The sequence below is a fragment of the Sulfuriferula nivalis genome, assembly GCF_009937995.1.
Lineage (GTDB): Bacteria > Pseudomonadota > Gammaproteobacteria > Burkholderiales > Sulfuriferulaceae > Sulfuriferula > Sulfuriferula nivalis.
On the sequence record NZ_AP021881.1, the window covers coordinates 3280626 to 3296388 of the forward strand.

The window sequence follows — 15763 nt, forward strand, 5'->3', positions numbered from 1 at the left end:
GAGGTGTATTAGGCAGTTTCACGGTTGGGCGAGTAAGGATTGGGTGATAACGGCGTAAGGCTGGGTAGGCGCAAGGTCTTGTCCATTCGCCATTACAATGGCGCCCAAACGCTGATTGGCTGCGAAATTAACGCCTTCAGGGGTGTTGGAGAAATTAAGCAAGGCTTTACGCAGACTGGCGCTGGTGGTTTTGTCCAGTTTGGGTGCGCTCATGAAAAACTGGCTGGCCACGGCTTTGGTCTGGCCAATTACGTGCAGGGTTTGCTGAATGTCCTCCGCCATTTGGCTATAAGGCAGGTTGCCTATGATGGCGCAATCGGCTTTGTTGACCATTACTGCGAGTGCTGCATTGGTATGGTTATTCAGGACTATCGACTGATAGTCGACTCCCTCCTGCAGTCCCTGGGATAATAAATAACTTGTTCCGAGTTGATGCACTATGGTCAAGGGGTCGGTGAGTGCAATGATTTTATGGCGGCAGTCTGCCGAGCTTTCGATGTGGGTGTTGCGTTTGCTGACCAGTAATCCTGCAACAGCATTGGTGTAACGTGCCAAGGGTTGATAGTTGGATTCCGTCATGGCTAGTCCAGCCAGATTTGGTGCGGTAATGATAAAGTCAAATTTTTGGTCACGAGTAGCCTGATAAAACTCCCGGAAGTCCTTTGCTGACGACAGGCGCACAGGTATCCCAATTTGTTGCGTTAAATAAATTGCGAGAGGCTGGTATATGGTGACTAATTTATGCGCAGGCAGGTTGGGAAATATGCCTAACGTCAGGCTGCGAGTTTGTGCCCATGCAGTCAAAGGAAGGCTGAGAAATAGCAACAGACTAAAGAAAAACGTACGCGTAAAGTTCATGACCCCTCCTCGTGAAGTTGAGCGTTTGCGTGGTCATGGGGCTTGTTACGTCGTGCAAAGGCTCAGCTTATATTATATTTTTTACAAACACTTTGGACCGTCTCTGGTAATTGTATAGCAGTTGTTTCTGTGTTGGTAAATCATTGACGCTGGCATTGACGAAATCATGTTCAATAAACCAGTGTGCAGTATGGGTAGTCAGCACGAATAAACGGCTTAAATGCAGCTGGCGAGCCGCACTTTCTATGGACTCTAGTAGCGCGTCGCCGCGATCTTGACCACGATAGTCTGGATGGATGGCAAGGCAGGCCAGTTCGCCAGCATTATCATCCGTAAATGGGTAGAGTGCGGCGCACCCTATGAGCATGCCATCATGTTCGAGCACGATAAAGCGGGTGATTTCCATTTCCAGTCGCTCACGGGAGCGGCGCACTAACATGCCTTCTTCTTCAAGCGGATGGATGAGTGCAAGTATGCCACCCACGTCGTCAATGTTAGCTGTGCGCAGGGTTTCCAGACGGCTGGGGGTGAGCATGGTGCCTACACCATTATGGGTAAACAATTCGCTGAGTAATGCGCCATCGGTGTGGCGGCTAATCAGGTGCACGCGACGTACGCCTTGCTCGCAGGCGCTGATGGCACATGGTAAGTAATAGCCCACGTCTTCAGTAAGATGTTCCTTGTGCGCCAATAATTGTTTGGCTTCAGTCACGTTCAGGCTGCGTAATAATTCGCCTTCTGAATTCTGTACACCATCAGTTTCCATTAAAAAAATGAGTTTGTCAGCGCCTAATGCCTGAGCAGTTGCGCATGCCACGTCTTCAAGCGACAGGTTGAAAATTTCACCTGTGGGTGAATAGCCTAGGGGTGATAGCAGCACAATGTCGTTGTCATCAAGACGTTGCCGTATTGCGGCTACGTTGATTTTTCGTACCGCACCTGTATGCAGCAAATCGACACCCAGACGTACGCCCAGCGGACGTGCGGTGACAAAATTGCCTGAAGCGACACGAATATCGGCATTGGCCATGGGGCTGTTGGGAAGCCCCATAGACAGCAAAGCTTCAATTTCTACCCGCACTTCACCCACGGCCTCTTTGACGCACATCAATGCGTCAGCGTCAGTCACGCGCAAACCATCTATGTAACGAATTTCCGCATTGCGTTCGATCAGATGGGTTTCTACTTGTGGACGTACGCCGTGAACCAGGACTAAACGCACACCTAAACTGTTAAGTAAATTGACGTCGTGTGCCAGTCGGGTGAAATGACCATCGCTTAATACTTCACCACCAAATGCAAGCACAAAGGTTTTGCCACGAAAAGCATGAATGTAAGGTGCGGCAGCACGGAACCAGTGGACAAATGAGGTGGGTGATGTGGTAGGCATGGCGTTGAGTTTAGTTGGCATGATAATGAGTTTATAAGCTAACGATGGTATTGTCCACGCGCTAAAAGTCACCCCATAAGGTTTGCATTGCGCTCAGGGCGGCCAGGGCGGCCGTTTCGGTGCGTAATACGCGTGGACCGAGGCGTATGGCGGTGTGCTGTGTGGCGAGTGCTGCCTGATATTCGTCTGGTGTAAAGCCGCCTTCAGGGCCCGCCAGTAATTCTATGGGGCCGGTAGGGGCTGCTAACGTGTGTAGTGTGTGTTCGGCGTCTGGCGCGAACAGCAGGCGCAGTTGGCTGGTGCTGGGGAGATTCAGCCATGCATTTAATGACATGACGGGTGCAACTTGGGGCACGGTGTTGCGCCCGCATTGTTCGCATGCGGAAATAACCAGATTCTGCCAGTGGATGCGGCGCTTATCAGCACGTTCGTCATTTAGTTTGACTACACTACGTGCACAACTGACTGGCTGTATGTGTGTTACGCCGAGTTCGACGGCTTTTTGCAAAGTGTAGTCCATGCGGTCACCGCTGGAAATTCCTTGTACCAATGTGGTCTTTAGTGGTGATTCGCGGCTCGTATTTTGGCAGCTTTCGATATGTACATTGACGTTGCGCTTGTCAATAAATGTAATGCTGGCAGCGTATTCTTCGCCTGTACCATTAAACAACGTGATGTGATCGCCAACGTTGAGGCGTAGCACGCGTGCGGCATGATGGGCTGCGGCATCGGGAAGTGCGTAGTCTTGATGAGTTTGTATCGTATCGGGGAAATAAAATCGTGACATGACAGGCTAATCTATGGGTGGGTGTCCATGATATGATAACCGTTAATTTAGTGTATGCGGAGTGGAATATGGTTAGTTTACAAACCCCTGTGTGTGATTTTGGCTGGAAGGCGCCGGAATTTGATTTGCCTGGCATCGACGGCAAACGTTATAGCCTGTCGACGGCAATGGGCGAAAATGGCTTGCTGGTTATGTTTATCTGCAATCATTGTCCTTATGTGCAGTCTATACGTCCACGTTTAGTGCGCGATTGTCGTGAGTTGCGCGATGTGCACGGGATTAACAGCATAGCGATTATGTCGAATGATCCAGCTGATTATGCTGAAGATAGCTTTGAAAATATGGCTAAAGTAGCGGCGGAATTTGATTTCCCGTTTCCTTATGTGTTTGATGAGTCACAAGCAGTAGCGCGAGCTTATGATGCAGTGTGTACCCCCGATTTTTTCGGCTTAAATCGTGACGGTGGGTTGCAGTATCGTGGGCGGTTTGATGCGTCACGCAAGGAAACCGCGCCCGAAGGTGTGCGTCGTGATTTATTTGAGGCTATGGTGCAGGTGGCTACCGCGCAAAAGGGGCCTGCTGCGCAAATTCCAAGTATGGGATGCTCTATTAAATGGAAATGAATCCATGTTGAATCAAATAATTGACGTTGTTAAGCGCGTCGCACAAGCGGAGGTTATGCCGCGTTATCTGAAAGTGGCGCATACACGTAAAACAGACGGCAGTATGTTCACTGAGGCCGATATGGCATGTCAAAATGCTTTGGTGGCGGAGTTGCAAAAAATCGCACCTTACCCAGTGCTGGGTGAGGAAATGACTGACGCCGAACAGGCCGCGCAATGGGATTTGGGTGATGCGGGATTGTGGTGCATAGATCCGATAGACGGTACGTCCAATTTTGTAAATGGTATCCCCTATTTTGCGATTTCAGTGGCGCTAATGCGGCATGGTCGGAGCGTGTTGGGTGTAATTTATGATCCTGTTGCTGATGAGATGTTTTATGCAGAGCAGGGTAAAGGTGCTTTTTTGAATGGCGAAGCTTTGCCGATTTCGACTCGCTCACCCAATTTGGCGCGCAGTCTGGCTGGTGTTGATCTGAAACGTATCAGCGATAATATCACTGCGCAGATTGCCATGCGCCCACCTTACAGCTCGCAGCGGAATTTTGGCGCAAGCACGCTGGACTGGTGCTATGTGGCGGCGGGGCGTATGGATGTGTATTTGCACGGTGGCCAAAAACTCTGGGATTACGCGGCAGGTTGCGTGATCGTGCAAGAAGCAGGTGGCCATTGTTGCACGCTTACTCATGATGATTTCTGGGCAGAAAAACCTTGGCAGCGTTCAGTTATTGCGGCGCTGGGAGAGGGTTTGTTTAATGAGTGGCGCGATTGGGTACGTAAGGCGGCAATAACACCAATTTGCATTGAATGAATAAGGTTTTTGCAGTAAAGCGTTGAATGAAAAACGGCTGTTTTTACTTGCCGAAATGACCTATGTCGGCGATAATCAATAACCTTTGGTTTCAATTGACACCCCATTTTTTTATTTCTAAGGAAGAAGCATGGCAACTCGTAACGAATTGGCAAACGCCATCCGCGCATTGGCGATGGATGCTGTTGAAAAAGCGAAATCTGGTCACCCAGGCGCACCTATGGGGATGGCAGAAATTGCTGAAGTAGTTTGGAATCACCATCTACGTCACAATCCAACAAATCCTAAATGGGCTGATCGCGACCGTTTCGTATTGTCGAATGGCCATGGTTCCATGTTGATTTATGCATTATTGCATTTGACTGGCTATGATTTGCCAATTGAAGAAATCAAGAATTTCCGCCAGATGCATTCTAAAACGCCAGGTCACCCTGAGTATGGTTACACAGCTGGTGTAGAAACAACTACCGGTCCTTTGGGCCAAGGTATCACCAATGCTGTTGGTATGGCGATGGCTGAGAAATTGCTGGCAGCTGAATTTAACAAGCCTGATCATGAAATCGTTAATCATCACACCTATGTGTTCCTGGGTGACGGTTGCTTGATGGAAGGTATTTCCCACGAAGCGTGCGCGCTGGCAGGTACATGGGGTCTGGGCAAACTGATCGCATTCTGGGATGACAACGGTATTTCTATCGATGGTCACGTAGAGGGCTGGTTTACCGACAATACGCCTATGCGTTTTGAATCTTACGGCTGGCATGTGATTGCTGGCGTGGATGGTCACAATGCAGAGGCAGTTGAAGCCGCAGTGCAAGCTGCAAAAGCGGTAACCGACAAGCCAACCATGATCTGCTGCAAAACCATTATCGGTAAAGGTTCACCGAATAAAGAAGGTACGCATGATGTGCATGGCGCGGCTTTGGGCGCGCAAGAAGTTGCTGATACTCGTAAAAATCTGGGTTGGAACCATGCGCCATTTGAAATTCCTGCTGATGTTTATGAAGGCTGGGATGCGCGTACTAAGGGCAAAGGTCTGGAAACGCTGTGGAACAACAAATTTGCAGAATATGCTAAGGCTTATCCAGCCGAGGCTGCTGAATTCAAACGCCGTATGGCGAGTGAATTGCCGGCTAACTGGGATGCGCATTTGGCACAAGCAGTTGCTGCAATTAACGTTAAGGCGGAAACAGTTGCTACACGTAAAGCGTCACAAATCGCAATTAATGCACTGGCACCTGCATTGCCAGAATTCCTCGGTGGTTCAGCTGACTTGACGGGTTCTAACTTGACCAACTGGACAGGTTGCCATCACGTACACGGCAAATCTACAGGTAATTACATTTCCTACGGTGTGCGCGAGTTTGGTATGAGCCACATTATGAATGGTATGGCGTTGCATGGTGGTTTGTTGCCATTCGGTGGTACATTCCTGATGTTCTCTGAGTATGCACGTAATGCATTACGTATGGCTGCATTGATGAAACAGCGCGTTATCTGGGTATTTACCCATGACTCTATCGGTCTGGGTGAAGACGGTCCTACTCACCAGCCAGTTGAGCAAACCGCTACATTGCGCATGATACCTAACATGGATGTATGGCGTCCTTGCGATACCGTAGAAACTATTGTTGCCTGGGGTTTCGGTGTTGCGCGTCATGATGGTCCTACCAGTCTGATTTTAAGTCGTCAAAACTTGCCATTCATGGCGCGTGATGAAGCGACTGTCGCAAATATCGCCCGTGGTGGTTATGTGCTGAAAGATGTTGCTAATCCACAAGTTGTGCTGATTGCAACTGGTTCTGAAGTTGAGTTGGCAGTAAATGCACAAGCTGCATTGGCTGAGTCAGGTATTGCTGCTCGCGTGGTTTCTATGCCTTCTACTAACGTATTTGACCGTCAAGATGCGGCTTACAAAGCCAGCGTATTGCCTAAAGGTATAGTGCGCGTTGCAATTGAAGCGGGTGTGACTGGCTTCTGGCATAAATATGTTGGTTTGGAAGGTGCGGTTGTGGGTATGGATACATTCGGTGAGTCTGCCCCTGCTCCAGCATTGTTCAAACATTTCGGCTTCACAGTTGAAAACGTAGTAAGCAAAGTTAAAGGCGTGTTGTAATTTGACGCGTTACCCTAGCCAGCTTATTGGCTGGCTAGGGTAAGGTTTTTTTATCGTTAGGAGTAGTAACAATGGCAATTAAAGTAGGTATTAACGGCTTCGGTCGTATTGGTCGTATGGCGTTCCGCGCAATCGCTAAAGATTTCCCTAGCATTGAAGTCGTCGCTATTAATGACTTGTTAGATCCAGAATATTTGGCATACATGTTGCAATACGATTCAGTACACGGTCGCTTCAATGGCACAGTGTCTGTTGAAGGCAACACCATGACAGTTAATGGCAAAAAAATTCGTTTGACAGCAGAGCGTGATCCAGCGAATCTGAAGTGGGATGAAGTTGGTGCTGATATCATTATCGAATCAACAGGTTTCTTCTTGACCAAAGAAAGCTGCCAGGCACACATCAACGCTGGCGCTAAAAAAGTGGTACAAAGCGCACCATCTAAAGATGACACCCCTATGTTTGTGTATGGCGTAAACCACACCAAATATGCAGGTGAAGCGATTGTTTCTGCTGCTTCTTGCACCACTAACTGCTTGGCTCCAGTAGCTAAAGTGTTGAATGATAATTTCGGCATCAAACGCGGCTTGATGACAACTGTACACGCAGCAACTGCGACACAGAAAACTGTTGACGGTCCTTCAAGCAAAGACTGGCGTGGTGGTCGTGGTATTCTGGAAAACATCATTCCTTCTTCTACTGGCGCTGCTAAAGCGGTAGGCGTGGTTATTCCTGAACTGAACAAGAAACTGACTGGTATGGCATTCCGTGTGCCAACTTCTGACGTTTCAGTGGTTGATTTGACAGTCGAATTGCTCAAAGAAACAACTTACGCTGACATTTGCGCTGCAATGAAGGCTGCTTCTGAAGGTGAAATGAAGGGCGTGTTAGGCTATACCACTGATAAAGTGGTTTCAACTGACTTCCGTGGTCATACTTGCCCATCTATTTTTGACGTAGATGCAGGTATTGCGCTGGATGCTACTTTCGTTAAAGTCGTAGCTTGGTACGATAACGAATATGGTTACACATGCAACATGTTACGTTTAGTAGAAACTGTAGCTAAGTAATTGATGTAGGTGGGTTGGCGTTGCCAGCCCACTGTGAGTTTTAAGCTTAGGCAATCCAAGCCTAAGCTTAAATCTTACTTAAATTTGGAGAATTGCATGGCTGTTATCAAAGTAACTGATCTTGATCTTAAAGGTAAACGTGTATTTATTCGTGCTGATATGAATGTGCCTGTTAAAGATGGCAAAGTCACTTCTGATGCGCGTATTACTGCTTCTATGCGCACTATTGAGCATTGCATGAAAGCGGGCGCTAAGGTGATGGTTACGTCGCATTTGGGTCGCCCAACTGAAGGTGAGTTTTCTGCTGAGAATTCATTGCAGCCAGTAGCAGATGTGTTGTCTGCGAATGTCGGTAAGCCAGTGCGTTTAATCAAAGACTGGATTAACGGTGGTTTTGATGTGGCAGATGGTGAATTAGTACTGCTGGAAAATGTGCGTTTCAACGTAGGCGAAAAGAAAAGCCTGGATGAAACAGCGAAAAAATATGCTGCGTTGTGTGATGTGTTTGTGATGGACGCATTTGGTACAGCTCACCGTGCAGAGGCTTCTACCCATGGTGTGGCTAAATTTGCACCTATCGCCGCCGCAGGTATTCTGCTGACGGAAGAGTTGGAAGCGTTGACTAAAGCATTGTTAAGTCCAGCTCGTCCTATGGTAGCAATCGTAGGTGGCTCTAAAGTGTCAACCAAGTTGACCGTGTTAGAAGCGCTTTCAGAAAAAGTGGATCAGTTGGTTGTGGGTGGTGGTATCGCTAACACCTTCATCAAGGCAACAGGCAAAAACGTAGGTAAATCATTGTGTGAAGATGACTTAGTCCCAGTAGCTCAGGCACTGATGGTTAAAATGACTGCACGTAATGCAACCATACCAATAGCGGTAGACGTGGTGTGTGCAAAGAAATTTGATGCTAACGAGCCAGCTGTGTTGAAAGATGTGGGCGATGTGGCTGATGATGATATGATTTTCGATATCGGCCCAAAATCAGCACAAGAACTTGCAGACATTATCATGAAAGCGGGTACCGTGGTTTGGAATGGTCCAGTTGGTGTGTTTGAGTTTGATCAATTTGGCGCAGGTACAAAAACCATAGCTGATGCGATTGCTAATACCAGCGCGTTTACTTTGGCTGGTGGTGGTGACACTATTGCAGCGATACAGAAATATGATATCTTCGATAAAGTTTCATATATTTCTACAGCAGGCGGCGCTTTCCTGGAATTCCTGGAAGGTAAGACATTGCCAGCAGTAGAAATTCTGGAACAACGCGCAGCAGGTTAAGTCAGAGTGGGGTGCAAAGTTGCGCCCCTTAATTTTAGTGAGAACTGGTAAATTTCAATGATACGCAGAACTAAGATAGTCGCAACATTAGGCCCTTCATCAAACGATGCAAAAGTATTGGATGCAATGATGGAAGCGGGTTTGGATGTAGTGCGTTTGAACTTTTCTCATGGTACAGCCCAAGATCATATAGACCGTGCTGAATTAGTCCGTTCGCTTGCTCGTGCGCGCGGTCGCGCAGTTGGCGTGTTAGCGGATTTGCAAGGTCCAAAAATTCGTGTGGGTAAGTTTGAGAATACAAAGATCACCTTGGAAACAGGGGATAAATTTATACTTGATGCGAACTGTACTTTAGGTAATCAGGAGCGTGTAGGTCTGGATTATAAAGATCTGCCTAAAGATCTGGAGCGTGGTGCAACATTGCTACTGGATGATGGCCGCATCGAAATGTGGGTAGAAGAGGTTAAAGGCGCGGAAATTATTTGCAAAGTCATACAAGGTGGCGTGCTTTCAAATAATAAAGGTATTAACCGCAAAGGTGGTGGCCTGTCAGCAGCGGCTTTGACCGAGAAAGATATTGAAGATCTGAAAACTGCGGCGGCATTACAAGCTGATTACATCGCTATTTCTTTTCCACGGTCTGCAGAAGATATGCATTTGGCTCGTCGCCTGCTTAAAGAAGCTGGCGGTCATGGTATGTTGGTGGCTAAAATTGAACGAGCTGAAGCTATTGAAGCTTTAGAAGAAATCGTGCTGGCTTCAGATGCCATCATGGTGGCACGTGGAGACTTGGGTGTTGAAGTTGGTGATGCTGCAGTACCTGCGTTACAAAAGAAAATGATACGCATTGCGCGTAAACATAATCGCCCAGTGATTACTGCAACCCAGATGATGGAATCAATGATACAAAATCCGATTCCTACGCGTGCAGAGGTATCTGACGTGGCAAATGCGGTGCTGGATGGTACTGATGCGGTTATGTTGTCAGCAGAAACGGCTGCAGGATTGTATCCAGTAGAAGCGATAGCAGCAATGCATCGGGTCTGTATAGAAGCAGAGAAAGAAACCGGGATAGAGTTCAATAGAAGGCATGCGACTACTGAAATAGTGGAAGTAGATGAGTCTATCGCTCTGGCTGCTATTTATACGGCTACACATTTAGAAAATGTGAAAGCGATTGCTGCATTGACTCAATCAGGTTCAACCTGCCTGTGGATGTCACGAGTAAGCACAGCTGTGCCTATTTATGCGTTGACGCCTGAAGTCGGTACGCGTCGTAAAGTGACTTTGTACCGTGGCGTGTACCCTATCAATTTCAAAGTTGATAGTAAGGACAGGGATGAGCTGCTAATAGAAGCTGAAGAAGAGTTGCGCCGTCGTGGCGCGGTGCGTGAAGGTGATTTGATCGTATTGACTATCGGTGAGCCTATTGGACAGGCAGGTGGTACCAACACCATGAAGATAGTTAAGGTCGGCGAGTACAAAACACGCAACAATTAATTTTTTTAACCTAGGTAGGAGATTGCAATGGCACTCGTTTCATTACGTCAATTATTGGATCACGCAGCAGAAAACGGTTATGGTTTACCTGCGTTTAACGTAAACAACCTTGAGCAAGTTCACGCTATCATGCAGGCAGCTGATGCATGTAACAGCCCAGTGATCATGCAAGCATCAGCAGGCGCACGCAAATATGCGGGTGCGAGCTTTTTGCGTCATTTGATTACTGCTGCAGTTGAAGCGTATCCACATATTCCAGTTGTTATGCATCAGGATCACGGTGCTTCTATGCCTGTTTGTGTACGTTCAATTACCGATGGTTTTTCATCAGTAATGATGGACGGTTCTTTGAAAGAAGACGGTAAGACACCTGCAAGCTATGAATACAACGTGGAAATCACGCGTAAAGTTGTCGAAATCGCTCACTCAGTTGGCGTTTCAGTTGAAGGTGAGTTAGGTTGTCTGGGTTCACTGGAAACCGGTATGGCTGGCGAAGAAGATGGTCAAGGTGCAGAAGGCGTGCTGGATCATTCACAATTGTTGACAGACCCAGAAGAAGCAGCTGATTTCGTTAAGAAAACAGGTGTTGATGCTTTGGCGATCGCGATTGGTACTTCACATGGTGCTTACAAATTCACACGTCCACCTACAGGTGATATTCTGGCTATCAGCCGTATCAAAGAAATTCACGCACGTATTCCTAACACCCACTTGGTCATGCACGGTTCTTCTTCAGTGCCACAAGAATGGTTGAAGATCATCAACGATTTTGGTGGTGATATGGGTGAAACATATGGCGTGCCTGTTGAAGAAATCGTTGAAGGTATCAAGCACGGTGTGCGTAAAGTAAATATTGATACTGACTTGCGTATGGCTTCTACTGGTGCTGTGCGTAAATTCTTGGCTGAAAACCGTTCAGAATTTGATCCACGCAAATTCCTGATTGCTTCTACTAAAGCGATGCAAGAGATTTGCAGATTGCGTTATGAAGCATTTGGTTCAGCTGGTCAAGCAAGCAAAATCAAAGCTGTGGACTTGGAAAAAATGGCTGCTAAATACGCTAAAGGCGAATTGGCTGCGATTATCAAGTAATAGGTTTGACGCAATAAAAAAGGCAGCTTAGGCTGCCTTTTTTATTGCGTCGGATAATTAGAGCAAAGGTTGTTGGGCAGATTTTTCGATTAGCAGCATATGCACACGTCGACTATCGGCACGCAATATTTCGAATTTGAAGCCGTCGAAAGCAATAGCTTCACCACGTTTGGGTAAATGACCAAAACGATTAATAACTAATCCGGCTATGGTATCGAAATCAGTCTCATCGAGCTTGCTTTGCATAAAAGCATTAAAGTCGGCAATTTCGGTGGTGGCTTTAACGCGAAACTTACCAAACTTGTCGGGAATAATGCTGTCTTCAGCATCATCGAAGTCATACTCGTCTTCTATATCACCAACTATCTGCTCAAGCACGTCTTCAATTGTCACCAGACCCGCAACACCACCATATTCATCTACAACGATAGCCATGTGGTTGCGACTGGCGCGAAACTCTTTAAGCAGTACATTAAGCCGTTTTGATTCAGGAATAAACACCGCAGGACGCAGCATTTCACGGACATGAAAGCTGGGTTCAGTGTAGTAACGCAATAAATCCTTGGCTAGTAATATGCCAATTATGTCGTCTTTGTTTTTATCGAATACGGGAAAGCGTGAGTGAGCAGCTTCAATGGCGGAAGGAATAAATTCATCAGGTGTGTCATCGATGTCTATCATATCCATTTGTGCGCGTGGGATCATGATGTCGCGTACTTGTATTTCTGAGACCTGCAGTACACCTTCTATCATTGCCAGCGCATCTGCATCCAGCAGGTTGTGCTGATACGCACCCTGTAATATATCTAATAGCTCATCACGCGTTTCAGGTTCGGGGCTGAGTAATGCGCCTAATCGTTCAAACCAGCTGGGTTTAGACGGTTCATCCATGATGCAAAGACTCCATTTGTAAGTAGGGATTGGCAAAACCTAATCCAGTTACGATATCAATTTCCAATGCTTCCATTTCCTCGGCTTCAGCTTCGCTGATGTGGTCATAACCGTGTAAATGCAAAACGCCATGAACTATCATATGCGCATAGTGCGCTAATATGGATTTGCCTTGTTCGACTGCCTCCCGGCTAATCACTGGCGCACACAAAACCAAATCACCATGGACTGTGGGTTCGGATGTATAAACGAACGATAGCACATTGGTGGCGTAATCTTTATGACGATAATCGAAATTGAGTTGTTGGCCTTCGATTTCATTAACGATACGTAGGGTGATTTCCATATCGCGCATCATTGCAGATCGGGCAAAGCGCATGATTTCGTTGCGGGTGGGTGCGTCTATGGCGCGGGTGCCGCGCTGAACTGAGATAGTCGCACGCGGCTTTTGTCTTCGGGGGGTGGGGTCAGCGGGCTTGGTCACGTTTTTCATAAGCATTTACGATGCGTGCCACCAGCGGATGGCGGACAACATCTTCGGACAGGAAATGGGTAAAGGCAATACCACGAACATCTTGCAGCACTTCGGCGGCATCTACTAAACCACTTTTTTGATGGCGGGCCAGGTCAACCTGGGTGACGTCACCCGTAATCACGACTTTGGAGCCAAAACCGATGCGCGTCAGGAACATTTTCATCTGCTCAGGCGTAGTGTTTTGGGCTTCGTCCAGAATGATAAATGCAGCGTTTAAAGTACGCCCACGCATATAGGCGAGTGGGGCAATTTCTATCGTGCCGCGTTCAAATAACTTGGACATTTTGTCTGAACCCATTAAGTCATACAGTGCATCATATAATGGACGCAAGTAAGGGTCTATTTTTTGTGTCAAATCGCCTGGAAGAAACCCCAGCCGTTCACCGGCTTCTACCGCTGGGCGAGTGAGGATAATGCGTTTTACCAAATCACGCTCCAGCGCGTCAACTGCACTGGCTACAGCAAGAAAAGTCTTGCCTGTGCCCGCCGGTCCGACTCCAAAGGTAATATCGTGTGCCTGAATTTGTTTAAGATAATCCGTTTGCCGCGGAGTGCGACCACGTAAATCGCTACGACGCGTCATTAACGTTGGTGCTGTATCGGCAAGGTTGGCTTCGGTTTGATGGCTCATTTCGACTAGTGCAAGCTGCAAGCTATCCAGTGGAATTGCATGGTCTGCCTGAGTATAAAACTGTTTGAGCAAATTGCTAGCCAGACGTGTCGCATGAGTCGTGCCGCTGAGATTGAAATGTTCGCCGCGACGACTGATGGTGACATCCAGCGCGGTTTCTATCTGGCGCAAGTTTTCTTCCAGTACGCCACATAAATTAGCCAGCTTGTGATTGTCTACAGGGCTAAAAGTAATTTGCATTATGCGCTAACCAGTTCGCCACGCAGGCTGTAGGTCTGCGCATTGGTTATTTTAATGGTGACGAATTGTCCGACTAGGCTGGCATCAGCAGCAAAATGCACACTGCGGTTGTTGTCGGTACGTCCGCTTAATATGTGCTCGTCCTTTTTGCTTACACCAGTCACCAGCACGCGCTGTGTTGTACCAACCATGGCAAAGCTGATGTTATGTACATGTACATCCACCGCTTCTTTTAAAGCTAACAAGCGGGTCTGTTTCACTGATTGTGGCACGTCATCGGGCAAATCTGCGGCAGGTGTGCCCGGACGTTTGCTGTAAATAAAGCTATAGGAAGAGTCAAAGCCGATGTCATTTATCAGTTTCATCGTTGCATCAAAATCAGCATCGGTCTCACCAGGGAACCCGATAATGAAATCGGAAGAAATCTCCATGCCGGGGCGTATTTCACGTAAACGTCGGACGATGGATTTGAATTCCAATGCGGTATAGCCGCGTTTCATTGCAGCCAGAATGCGGTCTGAACCTGATTGCACAGGTAAGTGCAACAACGAGACCAGTTTCGGCAAGCGTGCGTAGCAATCTATCAAGCGTTGAGTAAATTCACGTGGATGGCTGGTGGTAAAGCGCAATCGTTCCACGCCGGGCATGTCGTGGACATAATCCAGCAATAAGGCGAAATCAGCCATTTCGCCATCTTCCATCACGCCACGATAAGCATTGACGTTTTGCCCTAATAAATGGATTTCTTTTACACCTTGTGCGGTGAGTTTGGCAATTTCAGCCAGAATGTCATCGAACGGACGCGAGACTTCTTCTCCGCGCGTATAAGGGACAACACAGAACGAGCAATATTTGGAACAGCCTTCCATAATCGACACAAAAGCAGCACCGCCATCAACACTGGGGGTGGGTAGGTTGTCGAATTTTTCAATTTCAGGGAAGGAAATATCTAGCTGCGGACGACCTGTCGCGCGACGTTGCGCTAGCAGTTCTGGCAGGCGATGCAAGGTTTGTGGACCGAATACCACATCGACATAAGGGGCGCGAGAAATAATAGTTGCGCCTTCCTGGCTGGCAACACACCCGCCTACGCCGATAAGTAAATTGGGATTGGCTTCTTTCAGTTCGCGTACGCGACCCAGATCGGAAAACACCTTCTCTTGCGCTTTTTCACGTACTGAACAGGTGTTGAACAGGATGACATCTGCGTCAGCAGGATTGTCAGTTGGCGTTAAGCCTTCGGCATCACGCATTACATCTGCCATGATGTCCGAGTCATACTCGTTCATCTGGCAACCAAATGTTTTGATATAGATTTTTTTCACAATTTACGCTGTACAGCGAACACTCACGCAAAATTTAACGTAATGCATTTTAGCATTTTTACGTGCATTCCGCGAATATGTGGTGTTTATCCTACTTGGGGCGCTTATGTGAGCGCGCGATAGCCACCACGTAACGAGAACACACGTTGATAGCCAAGTTCACGAAACAGCTGGGTTGCTGGCAGGCTGCGTCGTCCGCTGTTACACACGCAGATCAGTATGCGCTCTTTAGTGTAATGCAGGCCATTGATGAGCTGCAGGAAGTGTTGCACGTCGTGCGGGTCAGGCAGGTCTGCATCCAGTAATTCTTGTTCTTCTTCATTGAGCGCGTGGCCTAGGGATTTTTTTAGCTGGAATAGGGGAAGCGAGATTGCGTTGGCAATTGTGCCCTCTGCTTCCAGTTCAAATGGCTGGCGTATATCGATTAAGCAGGCGAGATCAAGTTTGACTAATTCAATCGCGCTGGAGGCTGATATTTCTATGGTGTCATTCATGGTTTTGCTGATTCTATGCAAATCGTTATATTCATTTAAGTATAGCGAATAGTCAAGTGAAATGTCTCTGCGGCAATTTGTCACATTCCATCTTTGCCACGCACTCCTTATCATGCACGGATTTG

The 15763-nt window shown here is 47.4% G+C and carries 15 protein-coding genes; 7 read left to right on the top strand and 8 right to left on the bottom strand.

Going from position 1 to position 15763, the window contains the following annotated elements; all coding sequences use genetic code 11:
• Positions 1-18: 18 nt before the first annotated feature.
• The 3 genes from SFSGTM_RS16190 to SFSGTM_RS16200 form a co-directional block, all read right to left on the bottom strand.
• Positions 19-858, bottom strand: coding sequence for a phosphate/phosphite/phosphonate ABC transporter substrate-binding protein (locus SFSGTM_RS16190; RefSeq protein ID WP_162086060.1), 840 nt, complete (start codon positions 856-858; stop codon positions 19-21).
• Positions 859-925: 67 nt separating this feature from the next.
• On the bottom strand, positions 926-2269 hold the full coding sequence (argA, locus tag SFSGTM_RS16195) for an amino-acid N-acetyltransferase (protein ID WP_232526002.1): 1344 nt from the start codon (positions 2267-2269) through the stop codon (positions 926-928).
• Between the two features lie 40 nt (positions 2270-2309).
• On the bottom strand, positions 2310-3035 hold the full coding sequence (locus SFSGTM_RS16200; protein ID WP_162086061.1) for a 16S rRNA (uracil(1498)-N(3))-methyltransferase: 726 nt from the start codon (positions 3033-3035) through the stop codon (positions 2310-2312).
• 68 nt (positions 3036-3103) lie between these two features.
• Between SFSGTM_RS16200 and SFSGTM_RS16205 the strand changes: the two genes are divergently transcribed.
• The 7 genes from SFSGTM_RS16205 to fba all read left to right on the top strand — a co-directional run bounded on the left by SFSGTM_RS16205 (position 3104) and on the right by fba (position 11522).
• Positions 3104-3658 carry a thioredoxin family protein gene (locus tag SFSGTM_RS16205; RefSeq protein WP_162086388.1) on the top strand — a complete coding sequence of 185 codons (555 nt, stop codon included), beginning with the start codon at positions 3104-3106 and terminating at the stop codon, positions 3656-3658.
• Positions 3659-3662: 4 nt separating this feature from the next.
• A complete protein-coding gene (locus tag SFSGTM_RS16210; protein ID WP_162086062.1) occupies positions 3663-4466 on the top strand; it encodes an inositol monophosphatase family protein in 804 nt (267 codons plus the stop codon).
• Positions 4467-4596: 130 nt separating this feature from the next.
• A complete protein-coding gene (tkt, locus tag SFSGTM_RS16215; RefSeq protein WP_162086063.1) occupies positions 4597-6582 on the top strand; it encodes a transketolase in 1986 nt (661 codons plus the stop codon).
• A gap of 71 nt (positions 6583-6653) precedes the next feature.
• The gene (gene gap, locus SFSGTM_RS16220; RefSeq protein ID WP_162086064.1) at positions 6654-7652 is read left to right on the top strand and encodes a type I glyceraldehyde-3-phosphate dehydrogenase; all 999 of its coding nucleotides are present in this window, start codon (positions 6654-6656) and stop codon (positions 7650-7652) included.
• 96 nt (positions 7653-7748) lie between these two features.
• Positions 7749-8930: a phosphoglycerate kinase gene (locus tag SFSGTM_RS16225; RefSeq protein WP_162086065.1), complete on the top strand. Its 1182-nt coding sequence runs from the start codon at positions 7749-7751 to the stop codon at positions 8928-8930.
• A gap of 57 nt (positions 8931-8987) precedes the next feature.
• Positions 8988-10430, top strand: coding sequence for a pyruvate kinase (gene pyk / locus SFSGTM_RS16230; protein WP_162086066.1), 1443 nt, complete (start codon positions 8988-8990; stop codon positions 10428-10430).
• 27 nt (positions 10431-10457) lie between these two features.
• On the top strand, positions 10458-11522 hold the full coding sequence (gene fba / locus SFSGTM_RS16235; protein WP_162086067.1) for a class II fructose-bisphosphate aldolase: 1065 nt from the start codon (positions 10458-10460) through the stop codon (positions 11520-11522).
• A gap of 57 nt (positions 11523-11579) precedes the next feature.
• On the opposite strand, the gene SFSGTM_RS16240 is transcribed toward fba, so the two are convergent.
• The 5 genes from SFSGTM_RS16240 to SFSGTM_RS16260 form a co-directional block, all read right to left on the bottom strand.
• Positions 11580-12413: a CorC family transporter gene (locus SFSGTM_RS16240; RefSeq protein ID WP_162086068.1), complete on the bottom strand. Its 834-nt coding sequence runs from the start codon at positions 12411-12413 to the stop codon at positions 11580-11582.
• The gene (ybeY, locus tag SFSGTM_RS16245) at positions 12406-12906 is read right to left on the bottom strand and encodes an rRNA maturation RNase YbeY (protein ID WP_162086069.1); all 501 of its coding nucleotides are present in this window, start codon (positions 12904-12906) and stop codon (positions 12406-12408) included. Before ybeY ends, SFSGTM_RS16240 begins: the two co-directional genes overlap by 8 nt.
• Positions 12881-13819 (bottom strand): PhoH family protein, encoded by a 939-nt coding sequence (locus SFSGTM_RS16250; protein WP_162086070.1) that lies wholly within the window; start codon positions 13817-13819, stop codon positions 12881-12883. Before SFSGTM_RS16250 ends, ybeY begins: the two co-directional genes overlap by 26 nt.
• Positions 13819-15147 carry a tRNA (N6-isopentenyl adenosine(37)-C2)-methylthiotransferase MiaB gene (miaB, locus tag SFSGTM_RS16255; protein WP_198420673.1) on the bottom strand — a complete coding sequence of 443 codons (1329 nt, stop codon included), beginning with the start codon at positions 15145-15147 and terminating at the stop codon, positions 13819-13821. The genes SFSGTM_RS16250 and miaB overlap by 1 nt, the downstream gene beginning before the upstream one ends.
• A gap of 101 nt (positions 15148-15248) precedes the next feature.
• Positions 15249-15638, bottom strand: a complete 390-nt coding sequence (locus SFSGTM_RS16260; protein ID WP_162086072.1) for a rhodanese-like domain-containing protein — start codon at positions 15636-15638, stop codon at positions 15249-15251.
• Positions 15639-15763: the final 125 nt, after the last annotated feature.

What these genes read in the sequence shown, in the direction of transcription:
- SFSGTM_RS16190 (WP_162086060.1), bottom strand. Translation starts at nt 858, where the DNA reads ATGAACTTTACGCGTACGTTTTTCTTTAGTCTGTTGCTATTTCTCAGC.
- SFSGTM_RS16240 (WP_162086068.1), bottom strand. Translation starts at nt 12,413, where the DNA reads ATGGATGAACCGTCTAAACCCAGCTGGTTTGAACGATTAGGCGCATTA.
- SFSGTM_RS16225 (WP_162086065.1), top strand. Translation starts at nt 7,749, where the DNA reads ATGGCTGTTATCAAAGTAACTGATCTTGATCTTAAAGGTAAACGTGTA.
- fba (WP_162086067.1), top strand. Translation starts at nt 10,458, where the DNA reads ATGGCACTCGTTTCATTACGTCAATTATTGGATCACGCAGCAGAAAAC.
- ybeY (WP_162086069.1), bottom strand. Translation starts at nt 12,906, where the DNA reads ATGAAAAACGTGACCAAGCCCGCTGACCCCACCCCCCGAAGACAAAAG.
- SFSGTM_RS16260 (WP_162086072.1), bottom strand. Translation starts at nt 15,638, where the DNA reads ATGAATGACACCATAGAAATATCAGCCTCCAGCGCGATTGAATTAGTC.
- SFSGTM_RS16210 (WP_162086062.1), top strand. Translation starts at nt 3,663, where the DNA reads ATGTTGAATCAAATAATTGACGTTGTTAAGCGCGTCGCACAAGCGGAG.
- SFSGTM_RS16250 (WP_162086070.1), bottom strand. Translation starts at nt 13,819, where the DNA reads ATGCAAATTACTTTTAGCCCTGTAGACAATCACAAGCTGGCTAATTTA.
- argA (WP_232526002.1), bottom strand. Translation starts at nt 2,269, where the DNA reads ATGCCAACTAAACTCAACGCCATGCCTACCACATCACCCACCTCATTT.
- tkt (WP_162086063.1), top strand. Translation starts at nt 4,597, where the DNA reads ATGGCAACTCGTAACGAATTGGCAAACGCCATCCGCGCATTGGCGATG.
- SFSGTM_RS16200 (WP_162086061.1), bottom strand. Translation starts at nt 3,035, where the DNA reads ATGTCACGATTTTATTTCCCCGATACGATACAAACTCATCAAGACTAC.
- gap (WP_162086064.1), top strand. Translation starts at nt 6,654, where the DNA reads ATGGCAATTAAAGTAGGTATTAACGGCTTCGGTCGTATTGGTCGTATG.
- SFSGTM_RS16205 (WP_162086388.1), top strand. Translation starts at nt 3,104, where the DNA reads ATGGTTAGTTTACAAACCCCTGTGTGTGATTTTGGCTGGAAGGCGCCG.
- pyk (WP_162086066.1), top strand. Translation starts at nt 8,988, where the DNA reads ATGATACGCAGAACTAAGATAGTCGCAACATTAGGCCCTTCATCAAAC.